This is a genomic window from Paenibacillus sp. Soil766 (assembly GCF_001428105.1).
GTDB lineage: Bacteria > Bacillota > Bacilli > Paenibacillales > NBRC-103111 > Paenibacillus_E.
The window spans coordinates 43,167-59,342 of record NZ_LMSJ01000033.1 but is presented as its reverse complement, the minus strand read 5'-3'; the positions used below and the strand labels follow the sequence as shown (position 1 = coordinate 59,342).

At 45.3% G+C, this 16,176-nt stretch carries 15 protein-coding genes and 1 rRNA gene; 15 read left to right on the top strand and 1 reads right to left on the bottom strand.

The genetic code is table 11. The features are described from left to right. From rrf to pssA, 8 genes are all read left to right on the top strand, one after another. Positions 1-98: ribosomal RNA gene (gene rrf, locus ASG89_RS23590) — 5S ribosomal RNA — on the top strand; the annotation flags it as partial. 625 nt (positions 99-723) lie between these two features. Then, a complete protein-coding gene (locus ASG89_RS23585; protein ID WP_057313475.1) occupies positions 724-1,185 on the top strand; it encodes a CtsR family transcriptional regulator in 462 nt (153 codons plus the stop codon). 13 nt (positions 1,186-1,198) lie between these two features. Then, positions 1,199-1,705 carry a UvrB/UvrC motif-containing protein gene (locus ASG89_RS23580; RefSeq protein ID WP_056618372.1) on the top strand — a complete coding sequence of 169 codons (507 nt, stop codon included), beginning with the start codon at positions 1,199-1,201 and terminating at the stop codon, positions 1,703-1,705. 23 nt (positions 1,706-1,728) lie between these two features. After that, positions 1,729-2,790 (top strand): protein arginine kinase, encoded by a 1,062-nt coding sequence (locus ASG89_RS23575; RefSeq protein WP_082593530.1) that lies wholly within the window; start codon positions 1,729-1,731, stop codon positions 2,788-2,790. 81 nt (positions 2,791-2,871) lie between these two features. Next, the gene (gene clpC / locus ASG89_RS23570) at positions 2,872-5,316 is read left to right on the top strand and encodes an ATP-dependent protease ATP-binding subunit ClpC (RefSeq protein WP_057313474.1); all 2,445 of its coding nucleotides are present in this window, start codon (positions 2,872-2,874) and stop codon (positions 5,314-5,316) included. Between the two features lie 187 nt (positions 5,317-5,503). Beyond that, positions 5,504-6,871, top strand: a complete 1,368-nt coding sequence (gene radA / locus ASG89_RS23565; RefSeq protein ID WP_057313473.1) for a DNA repair protein RadA — start codon at positions 5,504-5,506, stop codon at positions 6,869-6,871. Positions 6,872-6,910: 39 nt separating this feature from the next. Further along, positions 6,911-7,990, top strand: coding sequence for a DNA integrity scanning diadenylate cyclase DisA (gene disA / locus ASG89_RS23560; protein WP_082593528.1), 1,080 nt, complete (start codon positions 6,911-6,913; stop codon positions 7,988-7,990). Positions 7,991-8,075: 85 nt separating this feature from the next. Next, positions 8,076-8,834 (top strand): CDP-diacylglycerol--serine O-phosphatidyltransferase, encoded by a 759-nt coding sequence (gene pssA / locus ASG89_RS23555; RefSeq protein ID WP_057313471.1) that lies wholly within the window; start codon positions 8,076-8,078, stop codon positions 8,832-8,834. A gap of 78 nt (positions 8,835-8,912) precedes the next feature. Here pssA and ASG89_RS23550 read toward each other — a convergent pair whose 3' ends face one another. Continuing rightward, a complete protein-coding gene (locus ASG89_RS23550) occupies positions 8,913-9,308 on the bottom strand; it encodes a hypothetical protein (RefSeq protein WP_057313470.1) in 396 nt (131 codons plus the stop codon). A 153-nt stretch (positions 9,309-9,461) separates the two neighbouring features. On the opposite strand from ASG89_RS23550, the gene ASG89_RS23545 reads away from it, so the two are divergent. From ASG89_RS23545 to ASG89_RS23515, 7 genes are all read left to right on the top strand, one after another. Then, complete coding sequence (locus ASG89_RS23545) at positions 9,462-10,529, top strand: PIN/TRAM domain-containing protein (protein WP_057313469.1); 1,068 nt, start codon at positions 9,462-9,464, stop codon at positions 10,527-10,529. A gap of 101 nt (positions 10,530-10,630) precedes the next feature. Beyond that, positions 10,631-11,338, top strand: coding sequence for a 2-C-methyl-D-erythritol 4-phosphate cytidylyltransferase (gene ispD, locus ASG89_RS23540; protein ID WP_057313468.1), 708 nt, complete (start codon positions 10,631-10,633; stop codon positions 11,336-11,338). Continuing rightward, complete coding sequence (gene ispF, locus ASG89_RS23535; protein ID WP_057313467.1) at positions 11,335-11,820, top strand: 2-C-methyl-D-erythritol 2,4-cyclodiphosphate synthase; 486 nt, start codon at positions 11,335-11,337, stop codon at positions 11,818-11,820. The genes ispD and ispF overlap by 4 nt, the downstream gene beginning before the upstream one ends. 38 nt (positions 11,821-11,858) lie before the next feature. Next, complete coding sequence (gltX, locus tag ASG89_RS23530) at positions 11,859-13,316, top strand: glutamate--tRNA ligase (RefSeq protein ID WP_057313466.1); 1,458 nt, start codon at positions 11,859-11,861, stop codon at positions 13,314-13,316. 344 nt (positions 13,317-13,660) lie between these two features. Next, positions 13,661-14,317: a serine O-acetyltransferase gene (gene cysE, locus ASG89_RS23525; RefSeq protein WP_057313465.1), complete on the top strand. Its 657-nt coding sequence runs from the start codon at positions 13,661-13,663 to the stop codon at positions 14,315-14,317. After that, entirely contained in the window at positions 14,314-15,714 is a 1,401-nt protein-coding gene (cysS, locus tag ASG89_RS23520) for a cysteine--tRNA ligase (RefSeq protein WP_057313464.1), read from the top strand. Before cysE ends, cysS begins: the two co-directional genes overlap by 4 nt. Continuing rightward, entirely contained in the window at positions 15,711-16,145 is a 435-nt protein-coding gene (locus ASG89_RS23515; protein WP_057313463.1) for a Mini-ribonuclease 3, read from the top strand. Before cysS ends, ASG89_RS23515 begins: the two co-directional genes overlap by 4 nt. Positions 16,146-16,176: the final 31 nt, after the last annotated feature.

The following is a 16,176-nucleotide window of genomic DNA, read 5'->3' as shown; positions in this document are numbered from 1 at the left end:
GGGATCCACGCGTTCCCATCTCGAACACGACCGTTAAGCCTTCCAGCGTCGATGGTACTTGAACCGCAGGGTTCTGGGAGAGTAGAACGTTGCCAAGCGAATGAAAGAGTCTTACCTGGAGAAATCCCGGTAAGGCTCTTTTTTGCATGGAATCGGTAACCAAACCCCGATTGACTTGAATAACTGTATAACCTACAGGTAATATCAGTGATTTGCTCGAAAAAGTTGAATTAGATGGAAAATCTGTAGCTAATCTCAGCCGAACTCGCCATTTTAGACTCAAATGTCGAACTTAGCTGTACACAATCCATCTATTCCAATAAATATAACTGCTTCAGCAAATTTAACTGTTTAAAACCCATCTATGTGACTCGATATATGAATTGCTATTTATTTCGACTCATTAACTGGAGGAGCAACGTAGTGGTTGAGCGGGGTGAATTAGTGGGTAAGAGATCATAGGATGAACACTAGTGAAGATGCGTATTCACATTGTCCTCCTTTTTGTGTAAATCGCACTGCTTAAACAGCTTTTATTAAATTACTCTCGAATAAATCCCTAGGTAAGGTCAACAATAGTAAGGTTCACAGAAGGCTATCGGATTTGTAGGGGAGACATTTTAGGAGCAGTACTTGTCAAAAAGAAAGGAAATGATTATAATTTAGTTAAGGTCAAAGAAAGTCAAAGTCAATTTACTTCTAGAAATCTGGGAGGCCGAATTGATGCGCAATGTATCAGAAATTATTGAACAGTATTTAAAGCATGTCCTGCAACAAAGTACGGAAGGGGCTATCGAGATTCAACGAAACGATTTGGCGGACCAGTTTCAATGCGTACCATCTCAAATCAATTATGTCATTAGTACAAGGTTTACTTTGGAAAAAGGCTATTTGGTAGAGAGTAAACGCGGCGGTGGCGGCTATATTCGGATCCAGAAGATCGAGCTCAAGAGTCATGGATCTATTCTAGATCACATTTTCCGTACGATTCATACCCACATTGATCAAGTCACCTCAGAGGGGCTGATTTATCAATTGCAAGAGGGGCATTATATTTCCACCAGAGAAGCTAACCTGATTCGGGCAGCGATATCCAGAGATGTATTGACCTTTAAACTCCCGCTGCGTGATGAAATTCGGGCCAAGATTCTTAAAGCAATGCTGATATCCTTGCTTAGCAGATAAGGAGGCAGATGGAATGGTTTGTCAGGAATGCGGGAAACGACCGGCGACTCTTCACTTCACTAAGATTGTGAATGGAGACAAGAACGAGTTCCACATTTGTGAGAATTGTGCCCGCGAGAAGGGCGAGATGATTCCTGGAACATCGAACGGCTTTTCGATTCACAATCTACTATCAGGCTTACTTGATTTTGAACCATTGTCCGCGGCAAAGTCTCAGGCAATCCGCTGTGATAACTGCGGTCTTACGTACTCGCAATTCAGTAAATTAGGTCGGTTTGGTTGTGGTTCCTGTTATCAAAGCTTCTCGGTCAAACTAGACCCTCTTTTCAAGCGAGTGCATGGGAATATCGTGCATGTTGGGAAAGTTCCCAAGCGAAGCGGCGGTATCATTCAAAGTAAGCGTGAAATCGATCTTTTGAAGAAAGATATGATGACCTGTATCGAGAGCGAAGAATTCGAGCAGGCTGCCCAGATACGTGACCAAATTCGTGAAATTGAGAAGAAAATCGCGGGTATGTAAGTTTGTAAGGGAGTGTGAATCCAGTGACATTACAGCGGTTTACAGGAGATGCTTTGAGTGAATGGATGAAAGGTGAAGGGCCAGAGTCGGATATTGTCATAAGCAGTCGAATCCGTATTGCTCGTAACCTGAGAGATTATCCATATCCCATGCTCGCGACCAATCAACAATCACAGGAAGTGCTGGAGCAGTTATCTGGTGTTCTTGAGAATGAAGAGTTGGAAACGATAAGCAACTTCTCGCTCATTCCACTCGCGGAGCTGAATGAGCTCGAGCGAATGGTGCTAGTGGAGAAACATTTAATTAGTCCAAATTTAGCTAACGAATCCAGGAATGGAGCCGTTATTTTAAGCGATAATGAATCGATCAGTATCATGATCAATGAAGAGGATCATCTTCGCATACAATGTTTATGTCCTGGTTTTCAGATTAAAGAGGTTTGGGATCTGGCGAACCAGATTGATGATATTTTTGAAACACAGATGGATTACGGATACGATGAAAAGAGAGGCTATCTCACGAGCTGCCCGACGAATGTGGGCACAGGGATTCGCGCTTCAGTTATGATGCACCTCCCTGCGCTAGTGCTTAGTCAGCAAATTAATCGTATTTTATCCGCGGTTACACAAGTTGGGTTGACGGTTAGAGGATTATATGGGGAAGGTAGCGAAGCTTTAGGTAATCTATTCCAAATCTCTAATCAAATTACGTTAGGCCAATCGGAAGAAGAGATTATTGATAATTTATATAGTGTGGCAAGGCAAATTATAGAGCATGAACGTGCCGCCAGACATAAGCTACTACAAGAGTCTAGAATGCGGATCATTGATCGTGTGAATCGTTCCCTTGGTATTCTATCCTATGCGGGGATTATGGACTCTAAGGAAGCAGCACAGCGATTATCAGATGTACGATTGGGTATCGATCTAGGTATTATCAACAATGTATCCTCTGATGTTCTCAATGAATTATTGGTCATGACGCAGCCTGGCTTCCTTCAGCAATATGCGGGTGAGAAATTAAATGCGGAAGAGCGAGATATGCGACGGGCAGAACTGATTCGTGAGAAGTTTGGCAGGGTATGAGTAAGAAGGAAGAAGCAAGAAGCAAGATAAGATTCATCCTTTAGGAATTCCATAGATATACTACTTTTGGAGGTGTTCGCTATGATGTTTGGCAGATTTACGGAACGTGCGCAGAAGGTGCTTTCTCTCGCTCAAGAGGAGGCTGTTCGATTAGGACATAACAATATTGGAACAGAGCACATTTTACTAGGACTTATTCGTGAAGGTGAAGGCATTGCTGCTAAAGCACTCGTTGCGCTCGGCCTAGGTCTTGAGAAAATTCAAGATGAGGTTGAATCTCTAATTGGCAGAGGGCAAGAGCAGCCGACTAACATCGCGTATACACCTAGAGCTAAGAAAGTCATCGAGCTTTCGATGGATGAAGCGAGAAAATTAGGTCACACGTATGTGGGGACTGAACATATTTTGCTCGGACTTATCCGTGAGGGTGAGGGCGTAGCTGCAAGAGTTCTTAATAATCTTGGGGTTTCCTTGAATAAGGCACGTCAGCAGGTTCTTCAACTGCTAGGCAGCAGCGAAACAGTGTCACCTAGTCATGGTACCAATCCAAATGTGAACACGCCTACATTGGATGGTTTGGCAAGAGATCTGACTGCGTATGCCAAAGAGGGACATTTGGACCCTGTTATCGGTCGTAGCAAAGAAATTGAGCGTGTCATTCAAGTATTGAGCCGCAGAACTAAGAACAATCCTGTGTTGATTGGTGAACCTGGGGTTGGTAAAACAGCCATTGCAGAAGGCCTTGCACAGAAAATTATTAACAATGAAATTCCGGAAACGTTAAAAGATAAACGCGTTATGACGCTTGATATGGGTTCCGTAGTTGCAGGGACGAAGTATCGCGGTGAATTCGAGGATCGTCTCAAAAAAATCATGGATGAAATTCGTCAAGCGGGCAATATCGTATTGTTCATTGATGAGCTTCACACCTTGATTGGTGCTGGTGGAGCAGAAGGCGCGATTGATGCCTCTAACATCTTGAAGCCGGCTCTTGCTCGCGGCGAGCTGCAATGTATTGGTGCTACAACACTTGATGAGTACCGCAAATACATTGAGAAAGATGCTGCACTTGAGCGTCGCTTCCAGCCGATTACGGTAGACCAGCCGTCACCTGAAGAAGCAGTTCAAATTTTATATGGCTTGCGTGATCGCTATGAAGCACATCACCGTGTGAAAATTACAGATGCTGCGATTCAAGAGGCTGTAAAGCTCTCGGATCGTTACATCACAGATCGTTTCTTGCCAGATAAAGCGATCGACTTGATCGATGAAGCGAGCTCCAAAGTTAGATTGCGTTCGTACACAACGCCGCCTTCCTTGAAGCAGCTTGAAAGCAAGCTAGAGAACATCCGTAAGGAGAAAGATGCTGCGGTTCAAAGCCAAGAGTTTGAGAAAGCAGCAGGACTTCGGGATACGGAGCAAAAGCTTCGCGAAGAGCTAGATTCCACGAAGAACGAGTGGAAAGAGAAACAAGGTCGTCTGGATACGGAAGTTACACCAGATGACATCGCGCAAATCGTAGCGAGCTGGACGGGAATTCCGGTAAGCAAGCTTGCTGAAGAAGAGACAGATCGCTTGCTCAAAATGGAAGACATCCTTCACGAGCGTGTCATTGGACAAGAAGAAGCGGTTAAAGCGGTAAGCCGTGCAATCCGCCGCGCAAGAGCAGGTTTGAAGGATCCGAAGCGTCCGATGGGCTCCTTTATTTTCCTAGGACCAACGGGTGTTGGTAAAACCGAGCTTGCACGCGCATTAGCAGAGTCTCTCTTCGGGGATGACAACGCTGTTGTTCGTATCGATATGTCCGAGTACATGGAGAAACATTCGACTTCCCGCCTCGTTGGGGCGCCTCCAGGGTATGTTGGTTATGAAGAGGGCGGTCAGCTAACTGAGAAAGTTCGCCGCAAACCTTATTCGGTTGTTCTTCTAGATGAAATCGAGAAGGCGCATCCGGAAGTGTTCAACATCCTGTTGCAAGTGCTAGAGGATGGTCGCCTAACTGATTCCAAAGGACGTACAGTTGATTTCCGCAACACGTTGATCATTATGACGTCTAATGTCGGCGCGGACATGATTAAGAAGAATTCTTCGCTTGGCTTCACCGCTGCCTTGGATGCTGGTAAAGACTACAGCAACATGAAAGACAAGGTGATGGGCGAGTTGAAGAAAAGCTTCCGTCCAGAGTTCCTTAACCGGATTGATGAAATCATCGTGTTCCACTCTTTGGACGAAGCGCACATTGCGCAAATTGTTAGCTTGATGGCTGATGATCTACGTAAGCGCCTGAAAGAGCAAGAAGTTGATTTCTTATTGACGGATAAAGCGAAGATGTTCCTTGCGAAGGAAGGCTTTGATCCAACCTATGGTGCGCGTCCATTGCGTAGAGCGATTCAGAAGCATATTGAAGATCGCTTGTCGGAAGAACTGCTCAGAGGCAATATTTCCAAAGGCGATTCACTGACCATTGATGAGAATGAAGGCGAGCTGGTTGTCCTGAAGGGCGAAGGCGTCTCATTAACGAAATAAGAGCAAGTGAAGAAGCATTTCACTTCATCCGATGAGGGTGGAGTGAGGTGCTTTTTTTTCAAATAATAGGAGGACGGTGTAGTTGTTTATTTTGCCTCAGCACTTTCATGAGAAACATAAAAATGGTAAACTTTATTGGTAAGGATAGCCAAAAAGGATATCCCCATGTTAAGGAGTAGCGTCTTCTATGAGTAAACAAAAAACGAAATTCAGCTGCCAAGAATGTGGCTATGATTCACCGAAATGGATGGGCAAATGCCCAGGTTGTCAGTCTTGGAATACGATGGTGGAAGAAATTGAAACAGTCGTTCGTACGCAGGGCATGACATCTTCAATCCCCAAAACGAAAGAAAAAGCGATCCCCATCATACATATAGAAAGCAGCTCTGAACCGAGAGTTGTCACAAGCAACAAAGAATTAAATCGGGTCCTAGGTGGAGGTATTGTTCCTGGATCACTTATCCTCGTTGGTGGAGATCCCGGCATCGGGAAATCAACTTTGCTTCTGCAGACGTCCTTCGAACTCACACAAGCCCAGCAAAAAGTCCTTTATATATCAGGAGAAGAATCCATTAAGCAGACCAAGCTTCGCGCCGACCGCCTAAATGCGTCATCTCCGCTGCTATACGTATTATGTGAGACGAACCTCGAGCTTATCGAGGAGGCTATACAAGAAACGAATCCTGACTTTCTCGTCATTGACTCGATCCAAACGGTATTTCACCCGGCGATTACTTCGGCGCCTGGGACCGTATCGCAGGTTCGAGAATGCACAGGCCATTTTATGAGAATAGCTAAGGGTAAGGGAATTGCAACGGTCCTTGTCGGGCATGTGACGAAGGAAGGGGCAATAGCGGGGCCTAGAATGTTGGAGCATATGGTCGATTGTGTGCTCTACTTTGAAGGGGAGCGGCATCACTCCTATCGTGTGTTAAGAGCGGTAAAGAACCGTTTTGGCTCAACCAATGAAATCGGAATCTTTGAAATGCAAGAAGTTGGTCTTGTCGAAGTTAACAACCCATCTGAGCTGTTTCTATCAGAAAGGCCGCTTGGCGTGGCCGGATCGGCCGTTGTTGCTAGCATGGAAGGGACGCGTCCCGTCTTAGTAGAGATTCAAGCACTCGTCTCCTCGACGAACTTCCCATCTCCGAGAAGGATGGCGACGGGTGTTGATCACAATCGTCTCTCCTTAATTATCGCAGTATTAGAGAAACGCATGGGCATGTTCTTGCAAAATCAAGATGCTTATCTCAACGTGGCAGGTGGAATCAAGCTCGATGAACCAGCGGTGGATCTGGCGATTGCTATTAGTATTGCATCCAGTTTCCGAGATCAACCGACGCAACCTTTTGATGCTGTGTTCGGTGAAATTGGCTTAACAGGAGAAGTCCGCGGCGTATCTCGGATTGATCAGCGTGTGAAGGAAGCAGAGAAGCTTGGTTTCCGTAGAGTGATTATGCCTGAGAAAAGTTTGAAGGGGTGGACACATCCGAAAGGCATGGAGATTATTGGGGTAAACACGGTGGCTGAGGCATTGAAAGCAGCACTGGGTTAGCGTGAGTTCTGCAAGCTATAAGCCTTCAGGAGGAAAATGATGAGTAAAGAAGAGATGAAACGAGATGTGATGAGCCAATTGCTCCAACTGGTAGCACCTGGTACGCCATTTCGTGATGGTTTGGAGAATGTCTTACGGGCCAAAACAGGAGGACTGATCGTTGTAGGTTTCAGTTCTGAGGTAACTGAAATTGTGGACGGCGGATTCTCCATCAATTGTGATTTTTCGCCTAACTATTTGTATGAGCTTGCCAAAATGGATGGTGCGATTATTCTCAGCGAGGACATCAAGCGCATCCTTTATGCGAACACCCAATTGATCCCGGATTCCTCTATTTCCTCGTCTGAAACGGGGATTAGACACCGAACAGCGGAGCGTGTGGCGAAGCAAACGAATAAATTAGTTGTTTCCATTTCACAGCGGCGGAATGTCATTACGCTGTATCAAGGCAATTTAAGGTATGCGCTGAAGGATATTGGTGTCATCCTGACCAAAGCGAACCAAGCGATCCAAACGTTGGAGCGATACAAGGTTGTTTTGGATCAGTCGTTAACCAATCTTAGTGCATCGGAGTTTGAGGAACTAGTTACCTTGCATGATATTACCAATGTCATTGCCAGATTTGAGATGGTTTTACGCATCAAAGCGGAAATTAATCGTTATATTAACGAACTTGGCAACGAGGGACGATTAATTAGTATGCAATTAGAAGAACTTGTTGGGAATGCGGAACTTGAAGCGCGTTTGCTCGTAAAAGATTATGTAAGAGAATTATCAGAAGATAGAGTCAAGGAGATGCAGGCTGGTTTGAAGCGTCTGTCATCTGACGAGCTGCTTGAGCCCCAGCAAATTATTCGCTTGCTAGGGTATTCTCATACCAATTCGATTGCTGAAGAGCCTGTTTCCCCACGTGGCTTCCGCATTTTAGGCAAAATTCCGCGATTACCATCCATCATTATTGGTAATCTAGTGGAGAAGTTTGGCTACTTGCCACACATGATGATGGCGACGATCGAGGAATTGGATGAAGTTGACGGAATCGGAGAAGTGAGAGCCCGCGCCATTAAGGAAGGTCTCAAAAGAATTCAGGAACAAGTGTTCATTGACAGACATATTTAAAGTGGATACAATCATAAAGTATCATTGTTAAGGTTTCATGTAGTCAAGTTTAGGGTATAGTAAATCCAGAGGTGGACAAAAACATATGTTAACAAAATCAATTCCCAGTCTCTTTACAGTAGGGAACTTATTCCTAGGCGTACTATCGATTATCCTAGCCTTCAGTGGAGAACATGGCATCGCTGCCGTGCTGGTCATTGTCGCTATGCTATTGGATGGACTCGATGGACGTGTTGCGAGAGCGTTGAACGCTCAAAGTGAGTTCGGTAAAGAATTAGACTCCTTATCCGATGTGATCTCTTTCGGTGTCGCTCCTGCTTTTATCATGTATGTAGTTGCATTTAACGACCCTACCGTTATTAGCCCAGCTTTTGCTTGGATTGTAACGGCGATCTTCCCGATCTGTGGAGCGCTGCGCTTAGCTCGATTTAATGTTGTTGCCGGTACGCCTGGCTATTTCATCGGTTTACCGATTCCAGCAGCAGGCGGTGTTCTCTGTACATTAGCTCTTTTCGTGAATGATATTAACGTCTATGTACTTCTTGTAAGTACAGTCCTATTGTCATACTTAATGGTCAGCACAGTGAAGTATCCGAATTTCAAAAAAGCGGGCATTCCCAAAGCTGCGATTTGGATTACGCCAATCATCGTTGCAGCAGCGGTTCTGATTGCAATCAAATGGCCAGAATCCATTTCCAAAATGATTTTCGTTCCACTTTTGATGTACGCTCTTTACGGCCTAAAAAAAAACGTTGATGGATACTTCATCCGTCTTCGGAATCTTCGCAGAAAGAACAAAAGACGTGGCGTAGATGACACGAATTCAGTGAAATCTGACGTATAGCGCATTGTTCGAAAATAAAAAGCATTTATTTTCTCCTGACCTTCAGGAAGAAAATAAATGCTTTTTTTGTTTTCATCATCATGACATGTTGAATAGGCCTAGTGTTGAACATTTCTTTGATTCATTCTCAACGACTTGTTCCAAATTAATATCAAGAATGTTGCTTAGCGCAGACATGTAGAAGAGATTCCTACCTAGTTCGCTACTAACGACCTCAATGCATTGCTCACATAAGTGACCAGATACATGGGTGCCTAGAACATCCTTAGCCTCATCCAAGGTCATCTCTGGATGATACTCTTGCTTAGCTGCATGGACCTGGATACATCCACATTCGGTAATGGATTTCACCACGGACCGGTTGGCAGCTGCGCCTGACTGTTGAAATTTGGATAAGACATCAAGCAGACTGCGGTGACGGAGTAACAAATCAGAAACTTGATCTTGAAACTGCTTTAAAGTCAAGGAGCTCATTCCATCCACCTCGGGTAGGTTGGTAACTTCCATTTCATTATAATGGATGCCCTCTAATAATTCAATTTTCCGACGAAAGAAGTGATTAACGTTGCATAAATTGGAACATAATTGTAATAAGGCTCAAAAAAAGTTGATGCAGGAGGTGAATCTGTGATGAAGAAATGGGTACAAATCATTTTAGCTATCATGGGTGGCAGTTTAGGTTATAGGTGGAGCGATTCGTTCTTACGAGCAACGGATGTGACAAGTCATGCAGGACAAGTATTCTGGATTAATAGTTTATGTGCAGTAGGGATGTTTTTGATTTCAGCGTGGGTAGCTAACATTGGTATGAACTTGCTGATGAGAGGTGAGCGCAATGTCACGGATATTCCCGTGTCGGACTTGCTTTCTGGTACATTAGGACTAGTGATTGGGCTATTGGTTTCAGTCATGTTATTTCCCGTGCTTGAGCAAGCCAAATGGGCAGGGCCATTCTTGCCTTTCCTTGTATCGGCTGTGTTGGGCGTTATGGGCTTCCGTATCGGTTACAGCAAGCGGGAAGAACTTGTGCAGGTCATTGCGAAGAGTCGATCCACAGGTCCTGAGAAGCAGACGCATCGTCCGTACGAGGAACATAAGATTTTGGATACGAGTGTCATCATCGATGGCCGGATCGCAGATATTTGCAAAACCGGATTTATCGAGGGAACCCTGGTTATTCCGGAGTTCGTTTTGGAAGAGTTGCAGCATATTGCAGACTCATCAGATTTACTGAAGCGAAACCGTGGGCGTCGCGGACTGGACATTTTGAACAAAATCCAAAAAGAACTCGAAGTGAAGGTCCTCATTTATGAAGGGGATTTCGAAGAAATTGCCGAAGTGGACAGCAAGCTGGTGCGCTTAGCTAAAGTTCTTCAAGGGAAAGTGATTACGAACGATTTTAACCTGAATAAAGTATGTGAACTACAAGGTGTATCGGTGCTCAATATCAACGATCTTGCGAATGCGGTGAAACCAGTTGTCCTACCGGGAGAAGAAATTATTGTTCAAGTCATTAAAGACGGCAAGGAACATGGACAAGGTGTAGCTTATCTCGATGATGGTACGATGATCGTAGTCGAAGGCGGACGTGATTTCATCGGTATGACGCTGGAAGTGATGGTAACGAGTGTGCTTCAGACATCGGCGGGTCGAATGATTTTTGCGAAACCAAAACTATTGGAAAAAGCACAGTAAAACCAGTATGATAAGGAGATGTAACATAGCTCTTTCAAGTTGACTTGGGCATATGATTACGAAGAAAGCTTTCGCTCTGAAAGCGCCAAGTTGGAGGACTTATGGGGAAGCTAGGAGTTATCATCGTAGCAGCGGGCAAAGGTTCGCGCATGGGTACAGCAGAAAGCAAACAATACCTGCAACTGGGACAGAAGCCAATTCTGGTACATACCTTGCAATTATTTCAAAACATACATGAAGTGGATGAAATTATTCTCGTTGTGGGTGCAGATGATGTGAGTCGCTGTAACGGCTATGTCACGAGCTATGCACTTACGAAGGTAACATGTGTGCTGGCGGGTGGCGCAGAGCGGCAAGATTCCGTTAGACGAGGTCTCCATTTCTTGCAAGAGGGCACGCAATGGGTGCTTGTGCATGACGGTGTTCGCCCTTTCGTAAAAAAAGAACATATGTTCGCGTGCCTGACAAAGGCGCAGGAAATGGGAGCAGCAGTCTTAGCCGTTCCCGTCAAAGATACAATTAAAGTTGTGGATGCAGCGGATCATCGCATTCAATCAACACCGGATAGACGAAGCTTGTGGGCGATCCAAACGCCGCAGGCTTTTCGTCTTTCTCTCTTGCGGGAGGCACATGAGAAGGCCTTAGAGGACAAGTTCATGGGGACAGATGATGCGAGCTTAGTAGAGCGTTTAGGTGCTGCGGTGCATGTGGTTGAAGGGGACTATTATAATATTAAAATAACAACCCCAGAAGATTTACCTTGGGCAGAATGGATTTTACATAACGTAAGGGGAGAGGATCACAAATGATTCGTGTAGGAAATGGCTTTGATGTCCATCAATTAGTAGAGGGTCGAAAATGCATTATTGGAGGCGTAACGATTCCTTATGAAAAAGGGTTGCTAGGTCACTCCGATGCGGATGTACTGTTGCACGCGATTAGTGACGCGATCTTAGGCGCACTAGGCCTTGGTGATATCGGGAAGCACTTCCCGGATACAGCTGCCGAGTACAAAGACGCGGATAGCTTGGTCTTATTGAAGCGGGTATGGCAATTGGCAAAAGAAAAAGGCTACAAACTGGGGAACGCAGATTCCACGATTATTGCGCAAAAGCCAAAAATGCTTCCATACATCCCGCAGATGGTTGAAATTATCGCAGCTGCTCTAGAGGCAGAGCCAGATCAAGTGAATGTGAAAGCGACAACGACCGAACAGCTTGGATTTACGGGTCGTGGTGAGGGAATCGCGGCACAATCGGTTGTTTGTTTAATTCGAGATGTGATAAAATAGCAGGTATTCATAAATGGGAAGAAAAAGGGGATACATCGATGAATCAACCTTTACGCGTGCGTTATGCACCTAGTCCGACTGGACATTTACATATTGGCGGTGCGCGGACAGCACTGTTTTGTTATTTACTAGCTCGCCGCCATGACGGTGCGTTTGTTGTTCGTTTTGAAGATACGGATCAAACGCGTCATAAAGAGTCAGGAATCCAAGATCAGCTGAATGGGCTTCGTTGGCTTGGCCTGGAGTGGGATGAGAGCGTAGATATCGGAGGCCCTTACGGTCCTTACCGTCAAATGGAGCGTCTCGATATTTATCGAACCTACCTAGACAAGCTGCTAGAGAGCGGACATGCCTACGGGTGCTACTGCTCAGAAGCAGATCTGGAGCAAGAACGCGCTGAACAAGAGGCGAACGGGGAAATGGGCGGCTACTCAGGTAAATGCCGTAACTTGACGCCTGAGCAGATTGCCGCTTTTCAAGCGGAAGGTCGTGTGCCTTCTACACGTTTCCGTATCCCTGCTGACCGCGTGATCGGTATTGACGATAAAGTCCGCGGGCATGTGGAATTCGAGTCCAATGGGATCGGTGACTTTATTATTGCGCGTCCGGATGGTATTCCGACATATAACTTTGCTGTAATTGTGGATGATCACTTGATGAAAATCAATCTGGTCATACGCGGGGAAGAGCATCTGACAAATACACCGAGACAAGTTCTCATGTACGAAGCGCTAGATATGCCGATTCCGGACTTTGCGCATTTAGCTTTGATTTTGAATCCCGACCGCAAGAAAATGAGCAAACGGGATGAGTCCATCATCCAGTTCATCGAGCAGTACAAAGAGCTGGGCTATCTACCGGAAGCAGTAGTGAACTTTATTGCGCTGCTTGGTTGGTCCCCTGGCGGAGAAGAAGAGATGTTTACGAAGGAAGAATTGATCGCGCAGTTTGATCTGGATCGTGTATCCAAGAGCCCGGCTGTGTTTGATATGGATAAATTGAACTGGATGAACAATGCCTATTTGAAAAAGGCACCACTTTCCCGCATCGTTGACCTTTGTGTGCCGCATCTACGCAAAGCTGGATACCTTCAAGAAGGTGACTTGGATGCTGTTACTGGGGCATGGGTAGAAGCACTCGTTAGCCTCAATCAAGAAAGAATGCGCTACGCGGCTGAAATTGTGGAATTGTCCGCGATCTTCTTCAAGGAGGAGCTGGTCATCGATGATGAAGCGGCTGCTGTATTGAAAGAAGAGCACGTGCCAGTCGTACTGAAGAGTTTCTTAGCACAAGTGGAGCAAGCAGAAGGATTCACGGTTGAAGCGATCCCGGCGCTGCTTAAAGCAGTGCAGAAGGAAACAGGTTTCAAAGGGAAGCAACTGTTCATGTCTGTTCGCTCTGCGTTGACAGGTCAAGTCCATGGACCGGATCTGAATGTGTCCCTTTTCCTACTTGGGAAAGAAAAAGTCGTTTCACGCCTTCAGAGCTTATTGTAAAGCGGGATTCTTTTCGCTATACTTAACGTAAATAGAATATGAAATGCCATGATCAGGAGAGTATGGTTAAGTGAGGATTCGTCAGAGAGGATAATCAAGGCCGCGAGGCTTTGGCTGTGAGTTATCCAATCCTTGTAATCAGAAATGCACCTGGGAGCAGCCGCGCCGAATACTCACTGAGTAGGGTAGGCGTAGCCGGAACACCCACGTTACGGGTTTGAGTTGGGAGACTTCCGAGTCACCAAGCAGAGTGGAACCGCGATCACCACGCCTCTGCAGCCTTAGGGCTGCAGGGGCTTTTTTTATTTTTTACCAATATTATTCTAGGCAAGAAGGTGAGCAGTATGTGGTCAACGATCAAATCTGATATATCCGCCGTATTCGATAACGACCCCGCAGCGCGCAGTTGGTTTGAGGTTGTTTTTACGTATTCGGGACTTCATGCGATTTGGTCGCATCGGATTGGACATTGGTTTTATACGAGAAAGATGTATACCCTGGCACGTATCGTTTCTCAAATAAGTCGATTCATGACAGGCATCGAAATTCATCCAGGAGCAACAATTGGCAGAAGGTTGTTTATTGATCACGGGATGGGTGTTGTCATCGGGGAAACCTGTGAGATCGGGGATGATGTGATCTTGTACCAAGGTGTAACTTTAGGTGGAACGGGGAAAGAGAAAGGTAAGAGACACCCAACAATTGGTAATAATGTAGTTATTGGTTCTGGTGCCAAAATTCTCGGGTCCTTCCTCGTAGGTGAGAACTCACGTATTGGCTCTAATGCGGTTGTGATTCAAGAAGTTCCTTCCAATAGTACAGTCGTCACGATTCCTGCCAAACTTGTAAAGCGTGACGGTATCCGCGTGAATAGACTAGATCATGGTAATTTGCCCGATCCGATCGTCGATATTTTCCAAGAATTACAGAATCAAATTAATGAGTTGAAATTCCAATTGGAAGAAGAACGGAAGCAGAATGGAGAATTGAGGAGAACATGACACTCAAAGTATATAATACCTTAACGCGCAAGAAGGAAGAGTTTATTCCGATTGAGCCAGGCAAAGTGAAGATGTATGTATGTGGTCCAACCGTATATAACTATATTCATATTGGCAACGGTCGGCCTGTTATATTTTTCGACGTAGTTCGCCGTTATTTGGAATCTCAGCAGTATGAAGTCAACTACATTACGAACTTTACCGATGTGGATGATAAAATGATTCGCAAAGCCGAGGAGATGGCGGTTTCCGTACCAGAACTTGCCGAAACGTTCATCGCGGCTTTCTTAGAAGATATCCAATCTTTAGGTGTTCATGAAGCCACGCTGAATCCGCGTGTAACGGAGAACATTCAAGAAATCGTCGATTTCATAGCTGCGCTTGTCGAGAAGGATTTCGCTTATGAAGCTCGCGGTGATGTCTATTATAGGACTTCTAAATTCTCGGATTACGGCAAGCTCTCTAAACAAAACTTGGAAGAGCTTCAGCACGGAATTCGTATTGAGGTGGATGAGCGTAAAGAAAATCCACAGGACTTTGTCCTATGGAAGGCTGCGAAGCCAGGAGAGATTTATTGGGATAGCCCTTGGGGCCAAGGCCGCCCAGGTTGGCATATTGAGTGCTCCGCGATGGTGCGCAAATATTTGGGCGAAACGATTGATATTCATGGAGGCGGGCAAGATTTAACGTTCCCTCACCATGAATGTGAGATTGCTCAAACCGAGGCGGTAACGGGTCATCCAATGGCTAATTATTGGTTGCACAATGCTTTTCTAAATATCGATAATGAAAAAATGTCGAAATCACTCGGAAATGGTATTTTAATTCGGGATCTAGTTAAACAAATTAAACCGCAAGTATTTCGTTTCTTCATGTTATCCGCGCATTATCGGAATCCGCTTAATTTCAGTGATGAGAGCTTGAAGCAAGCGGCAAATGCGTTGGAACGGATTCAGAATGCTTACGATAATATGAAGCATCGTCTTGCTACAGCATCTGCTACAGGTGAAGTTGAAGCGGGAATTGCAGATAAACTACAAGCGATTTCGAAACAATTTGTGGATAAAATGAATGATGATTTCAATACACCGGATGCGATTACCGCGGTGTTCGATCTTGTTGCGGAAGCGAATTTGTACTTACAACAGGAGCGGGTACATGCGGATGCAGTGAAGCTATACATGGAGCAATTAGAAGCATTCGATGGAACGCTCGGCATTCTTTCGCAACAAGGGGATGAATTGCTGGATGAAGAGATCGAGCAGCTGATCATTGAGCGTACGGAATCACGGAAATCGAAAAATTGGGCACGCGCGGATGAAATCCGCGATTTGCTGACGGAGAAAGGGATATTCCTTGAAGACACACCGCAAGGCATACGCTGGCGCCGCAAATGACCGAAATAAATCTTGAAGCTGCTAACTTGTTTTCGTTTCCGCCATCGAAGAGCCCGCATTTATTAAATCCGCTAGTGTTGGCGTATATTGGGGATGCGGTGTATGAAGTCTACATCCGACAATATGTCATCTCGGGGGCGAATCATCGCCCTAACCATTTGCATAAGGCATCAACAGGGTTTGTGTCTGCCAAAGCGCAGTCCAAATTATTGGCGGCCTTGATGCCCACATTAACGGAAGAAGAAGTAGACATCGTGAAGCGGGGGCGTAATGCCAAGTCAGGAACGACAGCCAAAAACGCGGATGTGCTGGAATACCGGCACAGCACCGCGTTTGAGTGCTTAATCGGATATTTATATTACAAACAATCTTTTGAGCGGTTGAAAGAGATTTTAAACTTTGCCATCACGTATGATCAGAAACAGAAATAGACAAGCATTTGCACGTACTTTAGGAGGAATT

Bases quoted from the DNA above. Each gene is read 5' to 3' on its own strand.
- ASG89_RS23585 (WP_057313475.1), top strand. From the start codon at position 724: ATGCGCAATGTATCAGAAATTATTGAACAGTATTTAAAGCATGTCCTG.
- ASG89_RS23580 (WP_056618372.1), top strand. From the start codon at position 1,199: ATGGTTTGTCAGGAATGCGGGAAACGACCGGCGACTCTTCACTTCACT.
- clpC (WP_057313474.1), top strand. From the start codon at position 2,872: ATGATGTTTGGCAGATTTACGGAACGTGCGCAGAAGGTGCTTTCTCTC.
- radA (WP_057313473.1), top strand. From the start codon at position 5,504: ATGAGTAAACAAAAAACGAAATTCAGCTGCCAAGAATGTGGCTATGAT.
- disA (WP_082593528.1), top strand. From the start codon at position 6,911: ATGAGTAAAGAAGAGATGAAACGAGATGTGATGAGCCAATTGCTCCAA.
- pssA (WP_057313471.1), top strand. From the start codon at position 8,076: ATGTTAACAAAATCAATTCCCAGTCTCTTTACAGTAGGGAACTTATTC.
- ASG89_RS23550 (WP_057313470.1), bottom strand. From the start codon at position 9,308: ATGAGCTCCTTGACTTTAAAGCAGTTTCAAGATCAAGTTTCTGATTTG.
- ispD (WP_057313468.1), top strand. From the start codon at position 10,631: ATGGGGAAGCTAGGAGTTATCATCGTAGCAGCGGGCAAAGGTTCGCGC.
- ispF (WP_057313467.1), top strand. From the start codon at position 11,335: ATGATTCGTGTAGGAAATGGCTTTGATGTCCATCAATTAGTAGAGGGT.
- gltX (WP_057313466.1), top strand. From the start codon at position 11,859: ATGAATCAACCTTTACGCGTGCGTTATGCACCTAGTCCGACTGGACAT.
- cysE (WP_057313465.1), top strand. From the start codon at position 13,661: ATGTGGTCAACGATCAAATCTGATATATCCGCCGTATTCGATAACGAC.
- cysS (WP_057313464.1), top strand. From the start codon at position 14,314: ATGACACTCAAAGTATATAATACCTTAACGCGCAAGAAGGAAGAGTTT.
- ASG89_RS23515 (WP_057313463.1), top strand. From the start codon at position 15,711: ATGACCGAAATAAATCTTGAAGCTGCTAACTTGTTTTCGTTTCCGCCA.